This window comes from Burkholderia pulmonis (genome assembly GCF_984667975.1).
Genome location: NZ_OZ480187.1, coordinates 2829187 through 2852646, shown reverse-complemented (window position 1 = coordinate 2852646; position 23460 = coordinate 2829187). Strand labels below are relative to the sequence as shown.

Sequence of the window (23460 nt, the reverse complement as noted above, 5' to 3'; positions counted from 1 at the left end):
GGGGTGGGCGGGATTCTCCTTGTGTCTCAAACCCGTTGGCCCGACTTTTGTCGGGCCTTTTTTCGTCATGCAGGCGGGTTACGCGGCGCCGTAGACGGCGTCGCGCAGATCGAGCGTGTACTGGCCGTTCATCCCTTCGTAGAGCGTGTTCGACAGCGACACGACGGTGAGCCCGCGCGCGCGATCGACGAACCAAGAATGACCGTAGACGCCACCCCAGCGCCAGGTGCCGACGGATTCCGGCGACGCGGCCGCCTGCGGGTCGTGCAGCACCGAAAACCCGATCCCGAAGCCTGCACCCGGCAGATCCTGCAATTCGAAGTCGCCGGTCTGTACGCGGCCCATCTCGTCAACCAGTTCGGCCGGCAGGATCGCGCCGCCGCCCGCGCGCAGCGTGTCCAGCACCGTCAGTACGTCGCCCGCGGTGCCGACCATCCCCGCACCGCCCGACGCAAACGCCTGCGCATTGAGCGCGCGCGCCGGCGAGTACGTGACGCCGACGAATCCTTCGTAGATGGGCACCGTCTCGTTCTCGGCGAGCCGGTGCGGCTGCGGCGCATCGTTGACGTAGGGCGTGGCGAGCCGCGCGGGATCGCGCGCGACGAAGGCCGTGTCGTGCGTGCCGAGCGGGCGGAGCACGAGCGCATCGATCGCGTCGGCGAGCGGCGTGCCGCAGACGGCTTCGATCAGCGCACCGATGACGTCGATCGACAGCGAATAATTCCAGTTCGTGCCGGGCGCGAACAGCAGCGGCACGCTCGCGATCCGGCGCAGGTTTTCGGCGAGCGTGATCGATGCGCCATCCAGACCGTCGGACACGCCCGCGCGCGCATAGGGGCCGTTCGCGTCGGCTTCGTGGAAGCGATAGTCGAGGCCGGCGGTATGCACGAGCAGCTGGCGCACCGTGATCGCCGGCACGCGGCCGTCTGGCAGCGCCGGACGGAATTCGGGCAGCCAGCGCGTGACATCGTCGTCGAGCGACAGCTTGTGTTGCGCGACGAGCACCATCGCGGCCGCCGAGACGATCGGCTTCGTGACCGACGCGAGCCGGAACAGCGTGTCCTCGCGCATCGGCGTGCGCGATTCGCGATCCGCGAACCCGGCCGCGCGGCGATAGACGAGTTCGCCGTCGCGTGCGACGAGGACGACCGCGCCGACGAGGCGCTGCGTCTCGAGCTGGCGGGACAGGACCGCATCGATGCGCCCGGCGAGCGCAGGATCGGTTGACGACTGCTGAGACGATGCGGGAGAGGAGGTCATCGAAGGTTCCGTCGTGAGGGGCCTGGGCGACATGTTATGCGGCCCGTGCCGCACGCGTCGTTAACCCTTACTTCGAACAGGGCTACGTGCGTGGCAGGGGCTTGCGCCGACGCAAGCCGGGCCGGACAGCAGGCAAAATATGCCCAATCGGCCGGCGGCGTTCGTTAGAATCTGCTTTCGTCGAGGAAATGACGCATTTGCACGGGTGCAGAGCAGTATCGAGTCGCAGGCGCTGCGCGCCCTGATTCCATCGTTCATCTTTCACCGGAGGCGAGCATGCCAGGTTTACTTCCCGATGTTGACCGCGAGGGGCTCCTCGAATATTCGGTGGTGTACACCGATCGCTCGGTCAACCACATGTCGCAGCGCTTTCAGGGCGTCATGCGCGACATCTCCGCCACGCTGAAAAAGGTCTACAACGCGAAATCGGTCGTGATCGTGCCGGGCAGCGGGACGTTCGGCATGGAAGCCGTGGCGCGGCAGTTCGCAACGAACAAGAAGTGCCTCGTGATCCGCAACGGCTGGTTCAGCTTCCGCTGGTCGCAGATTTTCGACATGGGCAGCATTCCGTCCGAAACGACGGTGCTGAAGGCGCGTCCGGTCGAAGCCGGGCGGCAGGCCGCCTATGCGCCGGCCCCGATCGACGAAGTGGTTGCCGCGATCAAGGAGAACAAGCCGGATCTGGTGTTTGCGCCGCACGTCGAAACGGCTTCCGGGATGATGCTGCCCGATGGATACCTGCGCGCGGTGGCCGATGCCGTGCACGCGGTCGGCGGGATGTTTGTGCTGGATTGCATCGCGTCCGGTACGGTCTGGGTCGACATGGAGGCCAGCGGCGTCGACATCCTGATCAGCGCGCCGCAGAAAGGCTGGAGCGCGTCGCCGTGCTGCGCGATGGTCATGTTGAGCCCGCTCGCGCGCGAGCGCATCGATTCGACGACCAGCACCAGCTTCGCGTGCGATCTGCGCAAGTGGCTGCAGATCATGGAGGCGTACGAGGGCGGCGGCTTTGCGTATCACGCGACGATGCCGACCGACAGCCTCACGACGCTGCGCGACGTGATGAAGGAAACCGAGGCTTACGGGTTCGACAAGGTGAAGGCGGAGCAGCTCGAACTGGGCGAACGCATTCGCGCGCTGCTGACGGAGAAGGGGTTCCGGAGCGTGGCCGCGGCGGGGTTCGAGGCGCCGGGCGTCGTGGTCAGCTACACGGACGACGACGGTATTCGAACCGGGCAGAAGTTTGCGGATGTCGGGTTGCAGATCGCGGCCGGCGTGCCGCTGCAATGCGACGAGCCGGCCGATTTCAAGACGTTCCGGCTCGGGTTGTTCGGCCTCGACAAGCTGCATGACGTCGATGGCGCGGTCAAGCGGTTCTCGGATGCGTTGAACCGGATTCTTTGACGCTCGTTTCGGGCGACGCTGCGCACCGATGTCGCTGCCGGCACGAGGTGCGCAGCCGTTCGTTGTCTTCGCGGCTGGGCCTGGTCACGGCCGCCACCTGTCTGCTGCTCGGAATCTGGCATTTCGATACGCGTGCCGTCCCGCTGACGTTGATTTCGGAGGGGGCGATTGCTTTGATCGCGGCAACCGCCTATCGCGATTTGCGTGCGGCGCACGCGAAGGCCGCGCACTTCATGCAATCGCTGCCGGTTGCGGCTGTCGCCAAGGTGCGGGCCGACTGGCTGACGGTCGTTGCGCTCGCGTTGCCGTTTGCTGCCGTCGTGCCGCTGATGCTGGTGGCCCATCGCATCCTGACGTGTTGCTCGGCATCGTCGCGATCGCGGTCTGGGTAACCGTTACCTGGCAAATTTTCGTTTGATTCACTCATCCATGCTTCGATTCGACAATCTCGGCAAACGCTACGACAAGCGCGTCATCTTCCAGGGGCTCAATTACGCGTCCGGTGCCGGATGCGTCGCGCTGTGCGACGAAAACGGCAGCGGCAAATCCACCCTGCTCGGCGTTCTCGCCGGAACGATCGACGCCGACGAGGGCGAGGTGTGGCTCGACGGCCATTCGCTGCGTACTGCGCCGCTCGATGCGAAGTCCGTCCTGGCGTACGTGCCCGACGATTGCATGGCGTATCCGTTCCAGACCGGCCACGCGTTTCTCGAACTCGTGGCGTCCGCCAGGAAAACGAGCGTCGATGCCCGCACGCTCGATCTCGCGAACCGGTTCGGGCTCGCACCGCATCTGGAGAAGCGTTTCGAGCAGATGTCGCTCGGGACGCGTAAAAAGTTTTTCCTGACGGCGACGACGCTTGGCAAGCCGGCTGTCGTTATCGCGGATGAGCCGGGGAACGGGCTCGATGCCGCCGCGCGTGCCGTTCTGGTCGACCTGTTCAGGACGCTGGCGGCGGACACCGCCGTCTTCTTTTCAAGTCACGATCTGGCGCTGGCCCGTGCCTGTGAGGCAAGGATGACCAGTTTCGCGGACCTCGCCGCGACAGGTTAAGGGGCAGGGGCGCCTATCGCCGGGGCCGGTCAGCGTGCTGCCGCCCACAACAAGGATAGCCCCGACGAAAGCATCAGCCCGTCGACAACCAGCTTGAACGTGCCCGGGCTCATGCGGGCAACGATATGGCGCGCGACGAAGGTTCCGACCATCAACGCGGAGCCGGTAATCAGCCCGTCGAGCACGACATGCAGCGGCAGTGCGCCGAACCGGTTGAAGACCACGACCTTGGCGCCGTAGACCGCGAGGGAGCCCGCGGCTTCCGTGGCGAGAAACGCGCCTTTGACCAGGCCGTACCCCATGAACACCGGCACGGTAATGGGGCCCGTCGATACGACGATGCCGGTGAGAAAGCCGACGACGGCGCCAATCATGGCCAGTTGGGGCAGCGAAAACCGGATGGCGCGGCGCGAAAGCCAGCGCCGCGTCGGAATCATCGCAATGAAGAACGTGCCGAGCGCCAGCTCCACGGCGTGCGGCGGCAACGCGAGCAGCGTGCGCACGCCCAGCACGGCGCCCGGAACGGCCGTTGCGCAATAGGCGGAGCAGGCTTTCCAGTCGATCTCGCGCCACCACGAGAGCACCTTTCCGAGGTTGCCCATGATGGCCGCGATCGCCATGATCGGGACAGCTTGCTGCGGGCCATAAAGCATGACCAGTACGGGCATCAACAGCATGGACGAGCCGGTGCCGATCACGCCACTCAAGGTTCCCGCAATCAATCCGACGCAAAGCACCAGCAGGTATCCCATTCCGGCCACCCGTTCAGCACAAAGCGGTCATCATATCGTTTCTTGACTCGATCGCTTTGCGCGAGTGTACGACCGGGTCATGTGTCGTCGATGCGGGATGTGCTGCCCAGGAAAGGAGACCAGATGCACCGCCAATTTGTCATTCGGGCCGGCCGGCCCGCCGATGCGGACGCACTCACGGCGCTGGCATTCCTGTCGAAAGCGCACTGGGGCTACCCCCAGGACTGGCTGGATCTTTGGCAAGCCGATCTCACAGTGACGCCCGAGATGATCGAAGGCGCGATAGCTTACGTCGCCGAAACCGACGAGCGAATCATCGGGTTCTGGGTCAGGGCCGCGACGGATTCCGATGAGCTGACGCGCGGGTGGCTGTTCGTTCATCCCGATCATATGGGGCAGGGCGTCGCGCGTGCGCTATGGTCCGAACTCAGGAAAGACGCCGCCGCGAGGGGAATCAGAAGCTTCGTGATCGAGGCCGATCCCAACGCCGTGCCGTTCTATATGTCGCTCGGTGCGGAGAAGATTGCGGAGAAGGAGTCGGCCGCCATTCCGGGCAGGCTGGTGCCGATTCTGCGGGTACCTGTTTGATTCAGTGGTGTGCTGTGATCGTCGGGATGCAGACATTCCCCTATCATCTGTCCGATTCACGGGGATCGCATCATCTGACCATCCTGTACCAGAGATAGGACGAGCGATGATTCCGGCCATGCTCCGGGAGGGAGTCTGATGCAACCTGATGTGATACTCCGTCTTCGACTCAAAACCCCAGATGAGGGCGGGCGAAATGGGCCTGTGTCCATCAATCCGGGCATGCACTTCGGTTGTCCCCTGATCATCGAGGGACGGTACTTCGATTGTCGCTGGTTGTTGGAGGGGCGACTTCTCGAGCTGGGTCGCGAGCACCATGTCCCTGTGGCGTTCCTGTCGTTCGCCCTGGTCGCCTCCTATCTGGCCGTCGGCAAGGAAATCCAGATGTGGGAGGGGAAGGTCTTCGCAGATGGCGTCATTACGGATGTCTGTCGAATATCTGATTCGCAATATTGACGAGTTCGTTCTGGCGTGTGCCGGAAGATTGCGGAGCGAGTCCAGGGACCGACCATTATCTGAACCACGGAACCGAATCAAAGCGAACAGTCATTCGATTGTCCGGAAAGGCGGTTACGATCAGCTCAATCGAAGGAAGGCTTGCCTTTTCCGTGGACAACGTGAATTGTCGCAACGTTAATCGATGTGGACCGGATGCTACGGGCAGCCTGACATGGCGGCTTTCCGCGGGAAATTCATCGCGGAATTGTGCCGCCATCGTTAGCTGCGTGTAGTCGGTTAGCCACAGACCCTGCTCACCCACGTTTACCACGCCAGATACTTCGCGCCATGCAGTAGTCGGTAGCGGAGCGTCGGAGATGCGAAGATCTCGATCGGCAAAATCGGGGCCGGGGTACGCGACAAACAGCGACGCGATATTCATCTGCTCGGTAAATCGAGCCATCACTTGGTCAAACGTCCAGTCTTCGTCGACGAATCCCGAGTAGGTATCCGGGCACACCAACGCGACAAAGCCGTCAGCATCAACCGTAGCTTGCAACTCCAGTTCCGGTCCGACAAGCCGAAGAAAAGTTGCGAAATCGTCGGCGACTCGCTGAACCGAACGTTCGGGATCCATGCCGTCGAATGCCACGACTGGCCACGGCGCTGCCTCCGTCAGATCGAAGGCAAACAACTCAAGCCCGCCATTTCCACCGAACACAAACCAACCGGGATAGCGTTTCGTTTGTGCAGCACTGCATGCAGTCTCCGCATCGTCGAGGCAAAATGCGCCCCACGGCTCGCACAATGGCCCCTCTCCACCGTTGCTGAACCTCAGGAATTCAACGTACTCTGAGGGAAGGTCGAATCCTGCTGCACGCCGAAGACTCGCGATCGCCGCGTCTGATGCACCGCCTACTTTGAACCAGCACCTCGCTACTCGATCCTTCATCGCTCCCCCATCAGCCTTTTACGCAGATACATTTCCCCGGAAACCAGTCATCGACAGGATCAACTGATCGGATCGACATCAAAAGTGCCACTCATCGGGTGCTCGCTTGGCCACCCGCCGTCAAGCTTGAGCCAGGCACGGGACACCGGCTTTCGGTGCTTGCTGAACTCGTCATCAATGGCGATGCGCAGTGACTTCGAAGCCAACGTTCGCTTGTCGGTTGGAAATGCAAACAGGCATTCCTGATTGACCGCGACGGCTGCAAATTCATCGGCACCAAAATGCGCCTTCATTCCCAGGTAGAGCGTCCCAAGCATCAGCCCGCCCGCAGGCGCCATCCAGTTGCCGCGTGCACATCCAATTTGCACCCCGTCGAGAAGTGTAGGTAAACCAAGTTCAAAGTCTCTCTGGCCGAGGGAGCGGGTCAAATTTCGGGCGGCGACATCGTAGATGCTTTCGACGGTTTCCCCGAGACTGTCCAGATCCTGAGGTCTTAGATTTCGGACAGTTCCTTTGTTATCCACAACGATTACCATCCGCACGTCGTCTGAGAACTGCCAGGTCACGAGAGCATCTGCCCCGGCATACTCAACCCAACTTTTGGGTACGACATAGGGGTAGATCAAGTCTAGATCCGGGCGCTCCGCCGACTTCGATGGCTGCGGCGCAACAGTCGACATCGAGAAATTGTATTTGAGCATTCTGATTCACTTGAGATCAATATCTGCTGTACGACGCGCTATTTCCCGAACATGTAGCCGCTTACCATCGCCTATTGTCGACTTCTGGTTAATCGTCATCTTCCCGGAGAAGGTCTGCGTCCGACCTCGAAGCCGCCAGCCGCGGATTTAAAAAGCGGCAATTTGATGCCCAATGAATCTCGCTGGAAGACTTATCTTTACTCGTCCTGTTCTGGCTTGAAGAACCGTATTTCGAACACGTCTTTGGTTTCCACCACCAGGATTTTTCGTCCACAGTTCCTGCATGTAAGCAGGCGCTCAGACCGTCGAATGAGATCGGAGATCAGGTCATCCGCACTTTTTCCGAGATGATTCTCGTCAAGGAATTCCTCAGTCGCGAGCAGGGAAATGCCCGTTCCGCAGAAAAGATTCTTGTGCACGAGATGATCGCATTTGCAACGGACCCACGAGCCCATTTCCTGTACTCCTTCACGCGTAACACTTGCGTCTCAAAAGTGGTGTCCGTTGTAGGCCGTTGTCGCAAGTCATGCGTTCATGACCGTCGATGGCAGCACGCCTTCCATGGCCGGTTTCCCGAGAAGGTACCAGTCATTTCGGGCTCCATGCAATCCATTAACATCGCCGATAGAGGACTGGCAACGCGAGCCAACGGATGAAGGCGCTATCGCATCAAGCAGTACAAAACATCAGGGCAACCTTCCTCGTTCCTGCATCCGTCGCTGTATGCAATGGCAACGAACCCGTGCTGCTCGTAAAACGTGGCGGCATCGCGGTTCATCTGGAACGTATAGAGCTGGAGCCGGCCATCGGTCTGCGCCTTCACCGATTCCAGGAGGGCGGTGCCAATCCCTTGCCGTTTGAATTCGGGGCACACATACAGCTGATCGAGCCAAGCCACGCCATCGGCGACGGCGTGTGCGGCCATGCCGACAATGCGGTCATTGTCCACGGCAACGGTCACGTTGCCCGACGGGATCAGCATGTCGGCAATCCAGTCACGGACGGCCGCTTCGGAGTGCGCGAGCGGCGCATAAGATGCCAGCGAATGGCGCGACCGTAGATAGACTTCGGCCGCCTCTGCGGCATCGGCCGCCGTCGCTCGACGCAAGATCAAGGGCATGTTTCCGCCACTCCGAAATCCTCGAAAGAGGCACAACGATAGCAGCACGGAATCGAACTTCCAAGATCGCTGGAACTCGCGAGACCGGGTGTTCCGCACAACGTGTCGCGTGTGTGGCACGGAGAACTGACGATACGTTTTCGCGACCGATTCGCTGTTTCATTCCGGAAATACCGGAGCCCGACATTCCCGTATCATCTGTCCGATTCACGGGGATCGCATCATCTGACCATCCCGCACACACGAAAGGACGAGCGATGAAGGGCGCAGGGAACGGCCAAGGTAAAGCGATCACGCCCGACACGACAGCCAACCCCAAGCGTGCCGGCCGCTCGCACGCTCCGAAGAGCACCGACCCGCGCGACTACCAGAACGCACCCGGTATCGCGGCAGTCATGCCGAAAGCGTTTCCCGACGGCTTCATCGTCGCCGAACATCGGCATCCACGCGCACAACTCGTCTACACGACGACGGGTATCGCCGAAGTCTTCGCCTGCCAGTCGATGTGGATGATCCCGCCTCATCGCGCACTGTGGATTCCGCCGGATCTTCCGCATGCGATGCGCGCCCATGGGCAGCTCGAAATGCGAACGGCCTACGTCGACCCGCATGCTTACCCGTCGGCCTACCCGAATCAACCGAGGCTGGTAGACGTTTCGCCATTGCTGCGCGAACTGATCGTGCGCGCGTCGTCGCTCCCGATCGACGCCCATCCTGCCGGACGCGACGATCTCGTCATCCAGCTCATGCTCGCTGAAATCGAGTGGTCTCCCGAACAGCCGCTGCGGCTTCCGTCCGGGCAAGACAGGCGGCTTGCCCGCGTCTGCGATGCCATCCTGTCGAATCCGGCCGATCAACGCACGCTGACGGAATGGGCCGATGAAGTCGGTGCGTCGAGCCGGACCTTGGCGCGGCTGTTCACCGCCGAAACCGGCTTGTCGTTCAGCCAGTGGCGGCAGCAGGCCCGGATCTCGGCCGCGCGCCCGTTGCTGGCATCGGGGTGCTCCGTGATCGCCGTCGCGGCAGAGCTGGGGTACGAAACCACGAGCGCGTTCTCGACCGTGTTTCGCCGGTTCACCGGCATGACGCCGAGCGCTTACGCGAAACTGTCCGATTTCGCGTAGCAAACGTCTTTCCGGAGCACGCGACGCGATGCGTGCGGGCTTATCGTGTCGATCATCGATTCACCGACCGAACGAGGCAAGCCGACATGACACGATCCGACATCGAATTTCCGTCCGAATCCACGACGCTGCGGGGCTGGTTCTACGCGCCCGCGCAGCACGTCGCCGATAGCGGAACGTATCCTGCCATCGTGATGGCGCACGGCTTCTCGGCCGTGAAGGAGCAGTATCTGGGCCGCTACGCGGAGGTGTTCGCGGCCAGCGGCTTTGCGGTGCTGCTCTACGATCACAAGAACTTCGGCGCAAGCGACGGGCTGCCTCGTCAGGAAATCGACCCCGTGCAGCAGAAGCGCGGCTATCGCGATGCGATCAGCTATCTGCTGACGCGCGCCGATGTCGACGCCGAACGCATCGGCATCTGGGGCACCAGCTACAGCGGCGGCCACGTGCTCGAGGTTGCCGCCATCGACCGGCGCGTCAAATGCGTGGTGTCACAGGTGCCGACGATCAGCGGGTATCAGTCGGGCTTGCGCCGCACACGCTCCGATCTGGTGCCGGCGATGCTGGCGCGTTTCGATGCAGATCGCCGGCAGCGATTCTCGGGTGGTCAGCCAGCCATGCTGCCGGCCGTCAGTGCCGATCCGTTGGCTGCCTGTGCGATGGCCGGCGCGGATGCGTACCGGTTCTTCACCGAGTCGGCCGCGCAGTTTGCGCCGAACTGGAGAAACGAGGTGACGTTGCGCAGCGCCGAGATGTCGCGCGAGAACGAGCCGGGCCAGTATGTCGACCGTATTTCTCCGACTCCGCTGCTGATGATCGTCGCCGACCAGGACGTGCTGACGCCTACCGACCTGTGCCTCAAGGCGTGGGAAAACGCGCTGGAACCGAAGCGCTTGCTCCAGATCGGGGGCGGGCATTTCACGCCGTATATCGAGCACTTCGACACGACCAGCCGGGCAGCGGCGGAATGGTTCACGCAGCATCTGGGCGGCCCGCGCTGACCGGAGCCGGCCGTGCCCGCCGATGCTTCGTCACATGAAGTAATAGCTGTAATACGGCATGAAATCTTCTTTGCGTTGACTCGGGCTAGACTGGCCTCGCCTTGTCCCCCCCAAGGTGTTGTGTGACCTCCGCTCGGCCCGCGCTTTCAGGCGTGGGCCAACTTTTTCGAGCGGGTGTCGTCGGCGGTCGGGCGATTACCGGCCGGATCCGCATTGGAGGAAACGTAGCGTGACAGCCCATCCGATCACCCGAAATACCCGTTCGCTTGCGCGTTTCATCGCGTTCGGCGCGGCGATGGCAACCGCCACGATGTCCGTCATGCCGGCTGCGTTCGCGCAAGCCAGCGCACCCGTTACCAGCAGCGTGTTCGTGCACCAGCCGTACGACACGGGCAATGGCGCGATCAATGACAATTTCCAGTACATCGCGCATCCGCCGATCCGGCCGGTCGCGGTGAGCACCCCCACGGTCTCGCATGGTGCGCACCGGGGCCGTCGCGGACAAGCGGGCAGCACGAATTCAGCGGATGCATCGGGCGGCGGCGCGAGCAACGACTCGGCAGCGATGCCGTTGCCGCAAATGCCGACGACCGAATCGTCGAATTCGCCCGTTTCGCAGTAAGCCTGCTTCTTCGAACTTTTCCAGACAAGCGCGGTAGCTGACGATCGATTGGCGCACGGTTTCGTGCGCGATCGTCGGGCATCACCCGGATCTCGACAACGCCGTGTCGCGCGGCGCGACCACCCGGTATGGGGTGAGCGGGATTCTCCTTGTATCCCGCTCATTGGCCCGACGACTGAGTCGGGCTTTTTTTGTTGGCGGGTGGGCAAGTGTACTGTCAGCCGGCTGAGTGTGGCACCATCGCGGTGGTCTCGACATCACACCCGGGTGCAGGCCAGCCCATCTATCCGAGGGGAGCTCATGTTCGACCACGTCAAATTCGGCGTCAGCGACTTTGCCGCCAGCAAGGCGTTTTTCCTCAAGGCACTCGAACCGATTGGTGCCGTGACGGTGGGCGAGGGCGAGCCGTCTTACGGGATCGAGATCAGTACGCCCGCCAAGTCTTCGTTGTGTCTGTTCCAGTCGGCCGAGAAACCGGCGCATCTCCACCTCGCGTTCGTGGCCGACAATCGGCAGCAAGTCGATGCGTTCTATCGCGCGGCGCTGGAGGCCGGCGGGAAGGACAACGGTGCGCCGGGGTTGCGGCCGCATTATCACGCGAACTACTACGCGGCGTTCGTCATCGGGCCGGACGGACACAATATCGAGGTGGTGTGTCATCAGGCGGAGGGGTGATTCACCGGCGGACAGCCCCGGGCTGCGGAACGGCCTCTCGCGCCACGCGTTGACGGTCGGCGGCTGATGAATTCCGGGCGGGTGCGGCCTAATGCGGTTGCGTGCCGCTATCGGCAGCACCATCGGTAATCGACACCTCGATTCAGGAACCCGGTCATGTTTGCTTTCCCGATCAATCCCCGAGATTTATTCGACGAGCGACGGATCCAGTTCGTACGCTGGGGTATCCCGCGTTCGATGATTGCGCGTGTCGAGCAGCGCATTACCGATAACTGGCACGAAGGCGCCGGAGGGTGGACCTACGAATGGTCGCGGGAGGCGGCGGCCGCGCAGGCCGACAAGCGCTGGCTGCTGGCAGCGATGCTCTACGGCGCGGCCCGGTTTCCCGTGGTGTGCACGCCTGCCAGGCGCGAAGCATTGCACAACCAGGTGCAATGCTTCATTCGCGCGTCGGCGAACTTCCCCGTGCATTTCGAACGCGTCGAAGTGCGTCACGAAGACGGCGGCACCGTCCGCTTCCCGGCGCATGTTTACCAACCCAGGCAGGGCGGCGACTATCCGGTCGTGTGCCTGACGGGCGGAGTCGACACGGGAAAGATGGAGCTTCATCGCCTCGCGCTCGTGTTCGCGCTGTACGGCCGCTTCAAGGTCGTGGCGATCGACATGCCCGGGACGGGGGAAACGGATACGCCTCTTGAACCGGCCAGCGACCGGCTCTATCGCACGGTACTGGCCCGCTTCGGCGGGCGGTACGGCAAGGCGATCGTCGGCGTGAGCTTTGGCGGGCATTGGGCCGCCAAGCTGGCGCTGCAGAACGAGGTGGACGCCGCGATCAATTGGGGCGGGCCGATTGGCGCCGAGGATCGGGATGCCAGCGTCGTGGCGCACTTGCCGAACGGCATGACGGGCATCGTCGCCAATGCGGCTCGCCTGCCTGAATTGCCCGACATCGCCGGCATGGAGCGATTCCTGGACATGTTTTCACTCAAGCATCAGAAATTGCTCGACGTTGCTGACTGCGCGCCGTTGCTGGCGGTGAATGGCGATTGCGATCCGTACATTCCGTGTCAGGACGTTCGGGTGTTCGGTACCTTCCCATCTGCAGAGGTCTGGTTGCTTCGCGGCCTGGGTCATTGCGCAGCGGAAGCTTCGATGCGGGTGGTTCCGGGCATGCTGGCGTGGCTGCGAGCGGCGCTGCATGGGCACAGTACGGGAAACCGGGTTGCATTGCGATTGGCTGAACAGGTTTTGCCTTCCCGGGCGAATGTCGCGCACGCGAGTCGTGGAGCGTTCGCGCCGCTTTCTCACGGGTAACATGCTTCTCTCGGTCGGGCATGGTGTGGAGGCGCTTGCATGTTCTGTCAGCGGCGCGAATACCTGCCGTTGCGAATGCGGTTGGCGAGATGACGGTCTTCGTTCAATGACGTGAAGACTCAACGGGGAGACGAGCGATGACATCGAAAAGCATCCGCAGGGCCACAGCCGACGACGTCCCGGTACTGACGCAGATCCGGAACGATGCACACGCGAAGAAGGTCGCAAACGGCGATTATGTATGGGGCAGGGAGGGTGACGGCTTCTCCGAGCGATGGGTGCGAAACAACGTCGCCGAGAAGGCCGTGTATGTCGTCGAGCTGGATGGTGCGCTGGTCGGAACATTTTCGCTCGGTTTCGGCGATGACTCGCATTGGGGGCCTCAAGAACCGATCGCCGGCTATGTGCACGGGCTATCCGTGCGGCAAGGTTTCAACGGGCTCGGGATCGGCCGCTTCATGCTCGACTGGTGCGCACATGAGGCGATCCGCATGAACCGGCGTTTTGTCCGACTCGATTGCGCCACTGAAAACACGAAGCTCTGCGCTTACTACGAGTCGCTCGGCTTTGTTCGCGTCGGGTCGAAATCGGACGGGGTAGCCTGGTCCCTGTACGAGAAGCCGGTGGATTAGCATTCAACTGAATTCCCGGTGGATTGGCGCCGATGCCTGGTCAAGCCAGACCTACTTCAACTCACCGCCACAAGAACCGCGCATGCCTGCGCGTCCAACTCAGTGACCCCGTCGATCGCAACAAGCGCCAGCAGTTGCTGCCGCTGACGCGGACCGTGTTCCCCCTGCGCGAGAGTATTCGACAAAGGCCTGTCGAATCATCGACAATCTGCGGCAACCAAAAAATCAGAGAGAGGGTGGTGTATGCGTTGGATCCGTAAAACGCTCGCAGTGAGCCTGAGCATGGCCGTCGTCGGTATCGCGTCCGTTCAGGCGGCCCCCAGCGAATCCGCGTTCCCGCGTTTCACTCAGGCGGAAGGCAAGGTCGACAGCGACGGGCTCCCGCTGTCCGGCGTGAAACTCTGCGTGCTTCCCGACCATGCGCCGTGCTTCGAGATGCCGCCGGTGCCGCTTCCCGACTCCTCCAAGGAGCTGTATCAGTTCGGTCTGGATCCGCGGTCCGAACGGCTGCCGATCGCATCGGGCGGCTCGTGGGTGTTCTTCTCGGGAATGTTCTCGGGCGGCGGCAGCGGGATGCTGGAGCGCGTGGCGATCTTGCGTATCGGCGCGAACGGCAAGATCGAGAACCTGATGCCGCAGGTCACTCAGACGGAGTCGGCCGACCGTGCGATGTGGAAGCTGCCGGACATCTCGCCGTATCCGCTGTTCGTTCGCGCGGATTTCGTCTGGGGCGACAACGAGGATCATTTCGGCAAGCACTTCTTCGACGTCGACGCGTGGGCGTTCGATCCCGCGACCAGCCAGTACAGGAAGCGCTTCTCCTACCGCACGACCAAGCGTTACAGCCGGGGTGACGGCTCGGACCGCGTGCTCGCCGCCGAGCGTGCGGAAATCCTACGTCGCCTCGCGGCGAGCAAGTAGCTGCCGCCGCGGCACGGCATACGGGCGGCGTACGCGATCGTTTCAGGCGGACTGACGCGCCATCCGGGCGGATGCATCCGACGGGGGCTGCCTTGCCGGTCGCAGCAGTGCGCCGGGCGGCCGCCGTCGGCCGGCGTCACCGTACGTCGATCAACGCGGTGCGGGTCACGCCCGGAACACTGTCGGCGACGTAACGAACCGTTTCCTGCCCCTTGAAACCCGCATCGGGAACATAGAAAACCTGTGTACCGTGAACCGTCTGCCCGGCGCAGCGCGAGTTGGGCCCGACGGCGTAGTCGCCTTCCCGGATATCGACACTTCCGTGCATGGGTGGCTGCACCACGGTGACGTGCGGCGTGAAGCGCGCGACACATGCCTTCGACCACGATGCGTGAGAGCTCAGCAGGACCTCGACACCGGATGAGGTCGATCGGTGGAAATCAGCGGCACGAACGACGCCTTCGGGTGTCTGGCTGGCGGCGGCGGGCTCTGTCCTGGTCTTGCTCATGGCGTGCTGCGCCAGTTGCAAACGCGCTCTTGCGGGGACGTCCGCCAGCCATTCGGCCGGTATCGCGAAGTTGATGTTCTCCGCCTGGGACGGCGAGATCTGTCTCGCGGTGATGCCGATCAATCGCCCTCGCTCGTCGAACAGGCCGCCACCGCTCGAGCCTGGCGAGATGGGCGCCGAGATCTGGATGCTCGTGATGCCCCGGTCCGGATCGCGGACGAATCCGGAAATCAGGCCATCGCTCATCGTGTTCTCGCGAGCGAAGGGCGAGCCGATGGCGTAAACCCGCTGGCCGATCTTCAATGAGGCGAGCGGGGCGACCTGGGCGCCCTGCAGATGCAGTCCTTCGACCGACAGCACGCACAGGTCGCGCTCCGCGTCCGGCTCGATCAGGCGGGCGCCATAACTTACGTTGCCGTGCAGAATGGCGGCCGTGACACCATTCGACAGCACGTGGCAATTGGTCACCACCTTCTCGTCGCCGATGACCACCGCGCTGCCGATTTGTCTTCCACGGGGCGTCACCACGACAACACGCCACACGATCGGACTCAGCCTGTCATAGAGCGCCGACGCATCCGTCGCGGCGGCGAACGCATCGCGCGAGGTCGTGAGCCCCGAGCCGAAGAGCGCCAGGCCGAGCAGGCACGCGAGCGACGCGATGCGCCGGGTTGTATCAATGCGCATGACTGCCTCCAGGCAACAACCCGTCGAGCGATTCGATCGGTACGGCGCCGGAACGGGACGGGTGTTCGGACGCGTCACGGCTCGGCGACGAGGGGGCGAAAGGGCGCTCGTAGGCGATCTTGCCGGCAACCGGGTCGAAAATCGATGCGGGTGGAACATGGCCTGGCGCGGCGCCGTCGCTGTGCACGTATGCGTCGAGCGCCGCAAACACTTCGTTCACGTCCCAGCCGATCATGCGAAGCGGTACCGCTTTCGGGTCCTGCAGCATGTGGATGGTGACCCACTTGCTGCGTGAAATCGATACGCCGCCCGGCAGGAAAATCACGCCGCGGTATGCGGCTTTCCTGAGGAATTGCCGGTTGAAATGCGGGTCCGCGGGAGGACCGTTGTCCATCGATAATCCGCCGGTGGGTGCGTCGGGCACGAAGACGAAATACCGGAAACCCATCTGGCGCGTGAGATCGGCACAGCGGTACAGGAGGTAACGCCCGACCTTCTCGTCCGAGGTCTTCGGATTCCCCGTGAACTTGACGCGATAAGTCGCATCGTCGATCCGCTCCTCCGTATATCCGCCGCCGGTCAGGGAGCTTCCAAGCCTTTGATACGGTGTCGCGCATGCGACGAGCATGCAGGAAATTGAAAGTGCAAGGAATGATCTTGTAAGTGAATTCATCTCCACCCCGTGCTGCATGATTTCTTGAATTATTGTTTCCAGCCCTAACTATTGCGTCACTGTACCAAATGCCCGTGAGCGGCAGCGTGATCGACGGTGATTCGGTCGCAGCGGTGTGCGTCCGGCCGGATTGCGGCGAGATCGATTCGCGATGGTTTGCAAGCCGGCGAGTGGCTGCGCGCCTTCGGTCGGCTGCCGCAATCGCAACCGTCGAACCGGAGCGGCCATCCGGATCTCGCGATGCGTGAATCCTGTCTCGCGTACGACGGGCGATCCGTGCCCTTCGCCGGACATCGGCGCACGCACGATCGATCCTTCACGGGCGGTATCGGTCTCGCACTGGCGTTCGAGGTGGCTGAAGCCCTATCGCTGCACTTCCCCGTACGTTTCCCTGCACACCCCGCGCAGCGCATCGACGAGCAGATCCCGTGCAGGCGAATGTGAATCGACTGAGCGGGTGAACAGCGCAATCGGCGGAAGCGTCCACACGAGCGAGTAAGGCACGATCGCCACGCCGGCGATCCGCACCAGTTCTTCCGCGATATCCGCCGGCACGATCGACACGGCCTCGTCGCTCGACGCGATCATTTCGCCGATCAGCTTCGACGAGTAGCTTTCGACGATCGGCACGGGCGGCGCGATGCCGGCCGACAGGAACAGATCGGTCACCTGTTCGCGCATCGGCGTATGGGGCGCGCCGAGAATCCAGTCGAGCGCATGCAGCTTGTGCCAGTCGAGCGGCGTGCGCGCGAGCTTGGCCGCAAGACGCCGGCTCGCAATCATGCGCGGCTGCTGCTGGTACAGCACTTCGAACGAAACCTGCCCGAGATCGATCGCCGACGACGCGCGCCCGATCACGACATCCACGCTGTGATCCCTGAGCTGCAGCAGCAGCTGATCGCTGGTGCCTTCGTGAATCGTCACGGTCAGCCGCCGCTCCATCCGCGACTGCAGCCGCTTCAGCGCGGCCGACAGCATCTGGCCGGAGATGAACGGAATCACGCCGATGTGCAGATGGGCCGCATGCCCGGCGGCGACGGCCTCCATCTCGCGGGCGAGGTGGTCGAGATCCTTGATCATCGCCTTCGCGCGCTCGAGCACGACCGCGCCGAGCGCGGTGGGCCGCATGCCGCGCGACGAGCGCTCGAACAGCGGCGTGCCGAACATGCTTTCCAGCTCGGACAGCGCGTTCGTCACGGCCGGCTGGCTGCTGGCCATGTGCTCGGCGACGCGCGTGAGCGACCCGTGCTGCTGGATCTGCAGCAACAGCACCAGATGCCGGATCTTCAGGCGCGCGCCCAGCCGCCTGACCACGTCGTTTGCGTCAAAATTCATTGACTGGTCATGTATTCATCATGAAAAAGTGATGGACCGATATTAAAACAGAATCATCACGTTATGGCGGATCCCTAGAATCACCTTCATGGATCGCGCCGGGACTGGCCTGGCGCCCACGCCGGGACCGAAAACATGAAACAGACAGAGACACAGCAGCAGGCCGCGTTCGACTATCACGAGTTTCCGACCCCCGGGAAAATCTCGGTCGTGGCGAGCAAGCCGCTGGTTACCCAGCGCGATCTGGCGCTGGCCTACACGCCCGGCGTGGCGAGCGTGTGCGAGTCGATCGCCGCCGATCCGCTGCAGGCGCACCGTTTCACGAGCCGCGGCAACCTGGTGGGCGTGATCACGAACGGCACCGCGGTGCTCGGCCTGGGCAACATCGGCCCGCTCGCGTCGAAGCCGGTGATGGAAGGCAAGGCCGTGCTGTTCAAGAAGTTCGCCGGGATCGACGTGTTCGACATCGAGATCAACGAAACCGACCCGGAGAAGCTGATCGACATCATCGCGGGCCTCGAACCGACGTTCGGCGGCATCAACCTCGAGGACATCAAGGCGCCGGAGTGCTTCACGGTCGAGCAGAAGCTGCGCGAACGCATGAAGATTCCCGTCTTCCACGACGATCAGCACGGCACCGCGATTACCGTTTCCGCCGCGTTCATCAACGGGCTGAAGGTCGTCGGGAAGTCCATCAAGGAAGTGAAGGTCGTGACGTCGGGCGCCGGTGCGGCCGCGCTGGCGTGCCTGGACCTGCTGGTCGACCTCGGGCTGCCGGTGGAAAACGTCTGGGTGACCGACATCGAAGGCGTCGTCTATCGCGGCCGTACCACGCTGATGGACCCGGCCAAGTCGCGCTTTGCGCAGGAAACCGATGCGCGCAAGCTCGCCGAAGTGATTGGCGGCGCGGATGTGTTCCTGGGGCTGTCGGTCGGCGGCATCCTCACGGCGGAGATGCTGAAGGCGATGGCTGCGCGTCCGCTGATTCTCGCGCTGGCGAACCCGACGCCGGAAATCTTCCCGGAACTGGCGCACGAGACGCGCGACGATGTCGTGATCGCGACGGGCCGCTCGGACTACCCGAACCAGGTCAACAACGTGCTGTGCTTCCCGTACATTTTCCGGGGCGCGCTGGATGTGGGCGCGACGACGATCACGCGCGAAATGGAAATCGCGGCAGTTCACGCGATCGCGGGGCTGGCCGAGGAAGAGCAGAACGAAGTCGTCGCGGCGGCGTATGGCGCGTACGACGTGTCGTTCGGCGCGCAATACCTGATTCCGAAGCCGTTCGACCCGCGCCTGATCGTGCGGATCGCGCCGGCCGTGGCCAAGGCCGCGATGGAAGGCGGCGTGGCGACGCGCCCGCTTGCTAATCTCGACGCGTACGTCGAGCAGCTGCAGCAGTTCGTCTATCACTCGGGCGCGTTCATGAAGCCGCTGTTCGCGACCGCGCGTCAGCTGGTGCGTGACGGCGGCAAGGCGCGGATCGTGTTCACCGAAGGCGAAGACGAGCGGGTGCTGCGTGCGGTGCAGGTGATCGTCGACGAGAAGCTCGCGCGTCCGATTCTGGTCGGGCGTCCGGAGGTGCTGCTGGCGCGCATCGAGCGATTCGGCCTGCGTCTGCGACTCGGTCAGGATGTCGAAGTGACCAATCCGGAATACGACGAGCGCTTCCCGCAGTACTGGACGAAGTATTGGGAACTGCGGTGCCGCGACGGCATTTCGAAGGAAATGGCGCGCGTGGAAATGCGCCGCCGCCTGACGCTGATCGGCGCGATGATGGTGCAGCTCGGCGATGCGGACGGGATGATCTGCGGGACGGTGGGCGAGTATCACAATCACCTGCGGTTCGTGGATGAGGTGATCGGCAAGAAGCCCGGCGCGTCGACCTATGCGGCGATGAACATCCTGCTGCTCGATCAGCGCACGGTCGCGCTGGTGGATACGCACGTGAACGACAACCCCGACGCGGAGCAGATCGCGGAATTCACGATCGCGGCCGCGCGGCAGATGGAATGGCTGAACCTGTCGCCGAAGGTGGCGCTGCTGTCGCGGTCGAATTTCGGATCAGGGAGTGCGGCTTCGGGCGTGAAGATGCGTCGCGCGCTGGAGATCGTCAGGGAGCAGGCGCCGGATATCGAGGCGGACGGCGAGATGCATGGCGACTGTGCGCTGGATGAAGGGCTGCGCGCGAAGCTGCTGCCGATGTCGCCGTTGAAGGGGGCGGCGAATTTGCTGGTTTGTCCGAACGTGGATGCGGGGAATATTGCGTACAACCTGCTTAAGACCGAGGCGGGGAGCAATGTGGCGGTGGGGCCGTTCTTGCTGGGCGTTAATGCTCCCGTGAACATCCTTACTTCAAGCGCTACCGTGCGGCGGATCGTGAATATGGCTGCGCTGACGGTGATTGAGGCGAATCGGGGTGTGGCGGGCTGATTGATACGTGGGAGTGGGGCGGTTGCGGCCGCCCCGTGTTTGTCGGCATCAGGCCACGATCTGTTGTTCAGCGAGCGGGAAACCTGCCAGTTGAACGGCTGCAGTATCCCCAGACCTGACGGACGCGCTACGCGCGCAATTCGGCTTTTGCGGACATTCAGAGGTACTCGTTTCTGAGACGATAACGTCCGTTGCGCCGTACAACGTCTCCGGGCGGCACGTTGCAGGAAGTGAAGGGATTGAGGTTGCGCCGTGAAGCTGAGAACCGTGTGTGCACGGGCCAGACGACGGTAGATCAAGAATCCGCACTACGTGGCGTTGTTCTCGTTGATTAGAAGCAAATACAAAGCCCCCGGCCTGTGAAGGTTCGGGGGCTTTTCTTTTGCGCACAAGCAGCACGATTAAAACAAAGGTAGTCTTGCCCTAATCCAATCCCATGTGGTTGGGGGAATCTTAAGCAACTGCATTACATCACTGCTTGAGCTATCGTAATATACGATTCCGCCAACACCATCTACCAATTCTTGCTCAGTAGCCGAATTTACGTAGTATGAAAAATAGCGTTGAGCGAGCAATTTTCCAGCCACGTCAAAAAGCTGGAATCTCACCTCATGCCCATTCCGAATATCTGCGCCACACAGCTTTGCATAATATTCAATGCCCTCAAAATCTTTTTTTCCGCCATTCAATTTCTTTTCAAAGAAATCACATCGACCATAATTCGGTCGAGCCAAATGGACAGAGAAGCCAACCAAAAAAAATGCTAGAACGGCTAACCCAATGAGTCTGGCGGCGCTAATCTGCATATTTCACCAAGTTTAATTTCAACAGGTTTCTTCAACTTCAGATAGGCGGGTTTTGAATATATCATAAAATCTTCGCCCCTATGATGCTTGGCGCGCCACCGGCTGTAGTCTGAGTTGTAGACCGGATAGAATACGTCAGGCTCCTTGAACTTTCTGAAAAGACTCCTTCTCGTGTCCACGGGCTTATTGATGCTTTTCACCCAAATATCTGCGTCAGTATCATGTTTTGGCGAACTGGATGGCGCCCCACTTATCACAGGCCCCGGCGCGATGATCACACCATGCTTATTCCAATGCCCCAAATATTGGATACCGTTAAACGAGTAATTATCTTTGACGTAAACATACACATTCGTAATTTTTGCAACAGCATTGAGGCAGTAAAAATTGCTCGTCTTTTCATACCGATAATATTTTTCACCCGAAATCTCAAGATTGCCTATGGCCGCGTATATGTTAAAGTTCGCCAAGGCTCCTGTAAGATCGGTAGGCGTGATATTTTCCATCGTATCCCAATTGCCAATTGACGTAAGCTGAAATTGCCAATCGATATGGAATTGACGGATATCAGGCAAAAATTGAGTCGTATTGATATTGAGATTTGCCCCGCGATCCTCTGAGAACAGCTTGTTAAGTTTTGCAAGAATTTTTGTTCTTGCTTCAACTATAGCAGAGTCTCGATAAATATCCTCGGTAATAAGTTTTTCATACTTCTTTTTGACACTTCCAAATTTCAACGCCCAGTCAAGGGTTACGCTATCAGTGTCCAGAGGCTGAGTTGACTTAGGCTTGTCATCGTATATGTGCTCAGGGCCTGCAAACCAAATCCGCGCGAGTTTAGCCGATACTTTCCAGCCCAAGTTATCCATTGCGATAGGTACGTCTTGCAAATCAAAAGGCGGTGGATTCTCGCAAACTTCCGCATCGGTCGGCTTTGGTGGCTCTTGGGTTTTCGGCTGAGGTGCTTCAGCGGGCTTCGTAGCTTTAGGCGGCTCCGCTACCGGCTTTGGTTGCGGCGGAGGGGGAGACGGCGGCGGCTTTTCGCCAGGAGCGAGTCTATCAATTGATACAGTTTGTTGAGTCTCAAGCGGGATGCATCCTTGTGCGCCCTCGTACTTCTTCAACTCTGGCCCCAGCAAGCCTTTTTGCGGTCTATAGTAAGGAATCTTTTTTACGTCAGCCATAAATCTGTTTAGCCAATAGATCAATCTATTATTTAAGAATCGTCAATAATTAACAAAGCTCCCGTCCCCGTATTAACCCTTGTCGGTTACTGTATCTAGCTACTCCACGCTGTGAGGGTTGATAGGCTCGACTACCACTTTCGCGCGTAGACAACATCGCTCGATACCTGTCCGTCCAAGCTCGTCGCCCGACGGGCGCAGTATTCATAGGCGGCGGATGAAACCTTGTCCGCGTATTCTTGGAATCGGGGCGTTTGGCTCAGGGTGCACTTCTCGCACACTTCCATCCCTATGCCGATTGGCTATTTCGTCCAAATACACCATTTCTGAGATGCCAGCCCGACTACACTGATCGTGAAGCCTTGCTTCTCGCCATCGGAAGTCAAACGAAGTCCCTTCCGTACCGATGGTTAAAAATTTCGTCATGCTTAGCAAGATGCGGCGAAGAGGAAGAAGGGAAATCACGGCAGCAAAGAAGCGCGGGCCGCATGGGCGGCAACCCATGCGACCCGCTGACCACCACCAACTCAACCAAGGAGTTGAAAATGGCTGACGCCAATACTAAGCCACGTCGCAGGAAGAACAAACACGTCGACGAGCAAAAGACGTTTGAGCTTGTCCTTCGCAACTACCCGGATCTTCCCAAGCGTGGCTGGCCGTATCTGCCCTGGATGAAGGCGATCGATATCAATTTCAAGCTCTTCGGATTCAAGCCGGGCGACCGCGTGTACCTCGACGTGAACGAAGTCACCCGAAAGATCACGATCACGCCGGACTACGGCCAGTTGGCGCTGCGAGAGCAGCCGTACCACGATCCTGATCGGGGACCGTCGCCGGTATAACACCCGCGAGGGCTGCTTGATGCGGCTCTAGCGAGTGGAGTGCAGGCGTTTCCAGAGCGCAATTGACCGCCGGGGCGAACCCGCCCCGGCCATTGCCGCGAACGCCGCGGCTCCCCCCCACACCCACCTTCAACAACTGTCACGACCACAAGGCCCGTGAGGCCGTACCACGTCCGCGGAAACAATCCCCCGAATCAAACACCCGTTCGACAATCCACCCCCCCAACCCGCATCAACAACCTGCATCAACAACCCGGCCCCACCAAGCCGAAATCCGCCATTTAATGACCAAACCGCAAGACCTAGTGCATAGATATCGTTTGCCGAGCCCTTAATGACTATCGACAATCGTGGCTCGAATTCGCCGCCGTGGAGCCAGAAGCCCCACAGCGGCCGGCACTCAACGGCTATCCCGGCCGTCCGCGCCTTCCA

At 61.3% G+C, this 23460-nt stretch carries 24 protein-coding genes; 14 read left to right on the top strand and 10 right to left on the bottom strand.

All coding sequences use genetic code 11. The features are described 5' to 3' along the window. Nucleotides 1-78 precede the first annotated feature (78 nt). The gene (locus AC5LXK_RS29525) at nt 79-1260 is read right to left on the bottom strand and encodes a serine hydrolase domain-containing protein (protein ID WP_493392176.1); all 1182 of its coding nucleotides are present in this window, start codon (nt 1258-1260) and stop codon (nt 79-81) included. Between the two features lie 276 nt (nt 1261-1536). On the opposite strand from AC5LXK_RS29525, the gene AC5LXK_RS29520 reads away from it, so the two are divergent. The 3 genes from AC5LXK_RS29520 to AC5LXK_RS29510 are packed head-to-tail and all read left to right on the top strand — an operon-like array spanning nt 1537 to nt 3717. Then, the gene (locus AC5LXK_RS29520) at nt 1537-2664 is read left to right on the top strand and encodes an aminotransferase class V-fold PLP-dependent enzyme (protein WP_493392175.1); all 1128 of its coding nucleotides are present in this window, start codon (nt 1537-1539) and stop codon (nt 2662-2664) included. Continuing rightward, nucleotides 2661-3056 (top strand): hypothetical protein, encoded by a 396-nt coding sequence (locus tag AC5LXK_RS29515; protein ID WP_493392174.1) that lies wholly within the window; start codon nt 2661-2663, stop codon nt 3054-3056. The genes AC5LXK_RS29520 and AC5LXK_RS29515 overlap by 4 nt, the downstream gene beginning before the upstream one ends. A gap of 37 nt (nt 3057-3093) precedes the next feature. Then, complete coding sequence (locus tag AC5LXK_RS29510; protein WP_493392173.1) at nt 3094-3717, top strand: ABC transporter ATP-binding protein; 624 nt, start codon at nt 3094-3096, stop codon at nt 3715-3717. Nucleotides 3718-3746: 29 nt separating this feature from the next. On the opposite strand, the gene AC5LXK_RS29505 is transcribed toward AC5LXK_RS29510, so the two are convergent. Further along, on the bottom strand, nt 3747-4469 hold the full coding sequence (locus tag AC5LXK_RS29505) for a sulfite exporter TauE/SafE family protein (RefSeq protein ID WP_493392172.1): 723 nt from the start codon (nt 4467-4469) through the stop codon (nt 3747-3749). 123 nt (nt 4470-4592) lie between these two features. Between AC5LXK_RS29505 and AC5LXK_RS29500 the strand changes: the two genes are divergently transcribed. After that, entirely contained in the window at nt 4593-5057 is a 465-nt protein-coding gene (locus tag AC5LXK_RS29500) for a GNAT family N-acetyltransferase (protein ID WP_493392171.1), read from the top strand. 204 nt (nt 5058-5261) lie between these two features. Further along, the gene (locus AC5LXK_RS29495) at nt 5262-5513 is read left to right on the top strand and encodes a hypothetical protein (protein WP_493392170.1); all 252 of its coding nucleotides are present in this window, start codon (nt 5262-5264) and stop codon (nt 5511-5513) included. 55 nt (nt 5514-5568) lie between these two features. Here AC5LXK_RS29495 and AC5LXK_RS29490 read toward each other — a convergent pair whose 3' ends face one another. The 3 genes from AC5LXK_RS29490 to AC5LXK_RS29480 all read right to left on the bottom strand — a co-directional run bounded on the left by AC5LXK_RS29490 (nt 5569) and on the right by AC5LXK_RS29480 (nt 8268). After that, nucleotides 5569-6447, bottom strand: a complete 879-nt coding sequence (locus AC5LXK_RS29490; RefSeq protein WP_493392169.1) for an SMI1/KNR4 family protein — start codon at nt 6445-6447, stop codon at nt 5569-5571. Between the two features lie 59 nt (nt 6448-6506). After that, nucleotides 6507-7148: a hypothetical protein gene (locus tag AC5LXK_RS29485; RefSeq protein WP_493392168.1), complete on the bottom strand. Its 642-nt coding sequence runs from the start codon at nt 7146-7148 to the stop codon at nt 6507-6509. Nucleotides 7149-7809: 661 nt separating this feature from the next. Continuing rightward, nucleotides 7810-8268, bottom strand: a complete 459-nt coding sequence (locus AC5LXK_RS29480) for a GNAT family N-acetyltransferase (RefSeq protein ID WP_493392167.1) — start codon at nt 8266-8268, stop codon at nt 7810-7812. Between the two features lie 257 nt (nt 8269-8525). Between AC5LXK_RS29480 and AC5LXK_RS29475 the strand changes: the two genes are divergently transcribed. The 7 genes from AC5LXK_RS29475 to AC5LXK_RS29445 all read left to right on the top strand — a co-directional run bounded on the left by AC5LXK_RS29475 (nt 8526) and on the right by AC5LXK_RS29445 (nt 14557). Then, complete coding sequence (locus tag AC5LXK_RS29475; RefSeq protein ID WP_493392166.1) at nt 8526-9392, top strand: AraC family transcriptional regulator; 867 nt, start codon at nt 8526-8528, stop codon at nt 9390-9392. Between the two features lie 86 nt (nt 9393-9478). Then, nucleotides 9479-10393 carry an alpha/beta hydrolase gene (locus AC5LXK_RS29470; protein WP_493392165.1) on the top strand — a complete coding sequence of 305 codons (915 nt, stop codon included), beginning with the start codon at nt 9479-9481 and terminating at the stop codon, nt 10391-10393. A 229-nt stretch (nt 10394-10622) separates the two neighbouring features. Continuing rightward, entirely contained in the window at nt 10623-11015 is a 393-nt protein-coding gene (locus tag AC5LXK_RS29465) for a hypothetical protein (RefSeq protein ID WP_493392164.1), read from the top strand. A 300-nt stretch (nt 11016-11315) separates the two neighbouring features. After that, nucleotides 11316-11690, top strand: coding sequence for a VOC family protein (locus AC5LXK_RS29460; RefSeq protein WP_493392163.1), 375 nt, complete (start codon nt 11316-11318; stop codon nt 11688-11690). Nucleotides 11691-11846: 156 nt separating this feature from the next. Beyond that, the gene (locus AC5LXK_RS29455) at nt 11847-13004 is read left to right on the top strand and encodes an alpha/beta fold hydrolase (protein WP_493392162.1); all 1158 of its coding nucleotides are present in this window, start codon (nt 11847-11849) and stop codon (nt 13002-13004) included. A 137-nt stretch (nt 13005-13141) separates the two neighbouring features. Continuing rightward, nucleotides 13142-13636, top strand: coding sequence for a GNAT family N-acetyltransferase (locus AC5LXK_RS29450; protein WP_493392161.1), 495 nt, complete (start codon nt 13142-13144; stop codon nt 13634-13636). 243 nt (nt 13637-13879) lie between these two features. Further along, nucleotides 13880-14557, top strand: a complete 678-nt coding sequence (locus tag AC5LXK_RS29445; protein ID WP_493392160.1) for a hypothetical protein — start codon at nt 13880-13882, stop codon at nt 14555-14557. Between the two features lie 136 nt (nt 14558-14693). On the opposite strand, the gene AC5LXK_RS29440 is transcribed toward AC5LXK_RS29445, so the two are convergent. The 3 genes from AC5LXK_RS29440 to AC5LXK_RS29430 all read right to left on the bottom strand — a co-directional run bounded on the left by AC5LXK_RS29440 (nt 14694) and on the right by AC5LXK_RS29430 (nt 17760). Continuing rightward, a complete protein-coding gene (locus AC5LXK_RS29440) occupies nt 14694-15752 on the bottom strand; it encodes a S1C family serine protease (RefSeq protein WP_493392159.1) in 1059 nt (352 codons plus the stop codon). Then, on the bottom strand, nt 15742-16443 hold the full coding sequence (locus AC5LXK_RS29435) for a CC0125/CC1285 family lipoprotein (RefSeq protein ID WP_493392158.1): 702 nt from the start codon (nt 16441-16443) through the stop codon (nt 15742-15744). The genes AC5LXK_RS29440 and AC5LXK_RS29435 overlap by 11 nt, the downstream gene beginning before the upstream one ends. A gap of 345 nt (nt 16444-16788) precedes the next feature. Beyond that, complete coding sequence (locus AC5LXK_RS29430; RefSeq protein WP_493392157.1) at nt 16789-17760, bottom strand: LysR substrate-binding domain-containing protein; 972 nt, start codon at nt 17758-17760, stop codon at nt 16789-16791. A gap of 135 nt (nt 17761-17895) precedes the next feature. On the opposite strand from AC5LXK_RS29430, the gene AC5LXK_RS29425 reads away from it, so the two are divergent. Further along, complete coding sequence (locus AC5LXK_RS29425; protein ID WP_493392156.1) at nt 17896-20196, top strand: NADP-dependent malic enzyme; 2301 nt, start codon at nt 17896-17898, stop codon at nt 20194-20196. 401 nt (nt 20197-20597) lie between these two features. Here AC5LXK_RS29425 and AC5LXK_RS29420 read toward each other — a convergent pair whose 3' ends face one another. After that, complete coding sequence (locus AC5LXK_RS29420; protein WP_493392155.1) at nt 20598-21002, bottom strand: hypothetical protein; 405 nt, start codon at nt 21000-21002, stop codon at nt 20598-20600. Beyond that, nucleotides 20969-22186 carry a DUF6402 family protein gene (locus AC5LXK_RS29415; protein ID WP_493392154.1) on the bottom strand — a complete coding sequence of 406 codons (1218 nt, stop codon included), beginning with the start codon at nt 22184-22186 and terminating at the stop codon, nt 20969-20971. The genes AC5LXK_RS29420 and AC5LXK_RS29415 overlap by 34 nt, the downstream gene beginning before the upstream one ends. A 254-nt stretch (nt 22187-22440) precedes the next feature. Between AC5LXK_RS29415 and AC5LXK_RS29410 the strand changes: the two genes are divergently transcribed. Further along, the gene (locus tag AC5LXK_RS29410) at nt 22441-23028 is read left to right on the top strand and encodes a hypothetical protein (protein ID WP_493392153.1); all 588 of its coding nucleotides are present in this window, start codon (nt 22441-22443) and stop codon (nt 23026-23028) included. Nucleotides 23029-23460 lie beyond the last annotated feature (432 nt).

Coding starts and splice junctions, on each gene's coding strand:
- AC5LXK_RS29525 (WP_493392176.1), bottom strand. CDS start 1,260: ATGACCTCCTCTCCCGCATCGTCTCAGCAGTCGTCAACCGATCCTGCG.
- AC5LXK_RS29520 (WP_493392175.1), top strand. CDS start 1,537: ATGCCAGGTTTACTTCCCGATGTTGACCGCGAGGGGCTCCTCGAATAT.
- AC5LXK_RS29510 (WP_493392173.1), top strand. CDS start 3,094: ATGCTTCGATTCGACAATCTCGGCAAACGCTACGACAAGCGCGTCATC.
- AC5LXK_RS29505 (WP_493392172.1), bottom strand. CDS start 4,469: ATGGGATACCTGCTGGTGCTTTGCGTCGGATTGATTGCGGGAACCTTG.
- AC5LXK_RS29500 (WP_493392171.1), top strand. CDS start 4,593: ATGCACCGCCAATTTGTCATTCGGGCCGGCCGGCCCGCCGATGCGGAC.
- AC5LXK_RS29490 (WP_493392169.1), bottom strand. CDS start 6,447: ATGAAGGATCGAGTAGCGAGGTGCTGGTTCAAAGTAGGCGGTGCATCA.
- AC5LXK_RS29485 (WP_493392168.1), bottom strand. CDS start 7,148: ATGCTCAAATACAATTTCTCGATGTCGACTGTTGCGCCGCAGCCATCG.
- AC5LXK_RS29480 (WP_493392167.1), bottom strand. CDS start 8,268: ATGCCCTTGATCTTGCGTCGAGCGACGGCGGCCGATGCCGCAGAGGCG.
- AC5LXK_RS29475 (WP_493392166.1), top strand. CDS start 8,526: ATGAAGGGCGCAGGGAACGGCCAAGGTAAAGCGATCACGCCCGACACG.
- AC5LXK_RS29470 (WP_493392165.1), top strand. CDS start 9,479: ATGACACGATCCGACATCGAATTTCCGTCCGAATCCACGACGCTGCGG.
- AC5LXK_RS29460 (WP_493392163.1), top strand. CDS start 11,316: ATGTTCGACCACGTCAAATTCGGCGTCAGCGACTTTGCCGCCAGCAAG.
- AC5LXK_RS29455 (WP_493392162.1), top strand. CDS start 11,847: ATGTTTGCTTTCCCGATCAATCCCCGAGATTTATTCGACGAGCGACGG.
- AC5LXK_RS29450 (WP_493392161.1), top strand. CDS start 13,142: ATGACATCGAAAAGCATCCGCAGGGCCACAGCCGACGACGTCCCGGTA.
- AC5LXK_RS29445 (WP_493392160.1), top strand. CDS start 13,880: ATGCGTTGGATCCGTAAAACGCTCGCAGTGAGCCTGAGCATGGCCGTC.
- AC5LXK_RS29440 (WP_493392159.1), bottom strand. CDS start 15,752: ATGCGCATTGATACAACCCGGCGCATCGCGTCGCTCGCGTGCCTGCTC.
- AC5LXK_RS29435 (WP_493392158.1), bottom strand. CDS start 16,443: ATGCAGCACGGGGTGGAGATGAATTCACTTACAAGATCATTCCTTGCA.
- AC5LXK_RS29430 (WP_493392157.1), bottom strand. CDS start 17,760: ATGAATTTTGACGCAAACGACGTGGTCAGGCGGCTGGGCGCGCGCCTG.
- AC5LXK_RS29425 (WP_493392156.1), top strand. CDS start 17,896: ATGAAACAGACAGAGACACAGCAGCAGGCCGCGTTCGACTATCACGAG.
- AC5LXK_RS29420 (WP_493392155.1), bottom strand. CDS start 21,002: ATGCAGATTAGCGCCGCCAGACTCATTGGGTTAGCCGTTCTAGCATTT.
- AC5LXK_RS29415 (WP_493392154.1), bottom strand. CDS start 22,186: ATGGCTGACGTAAAAAAGATTCCTTACTATAGACCGCAAAAAGGCTTG.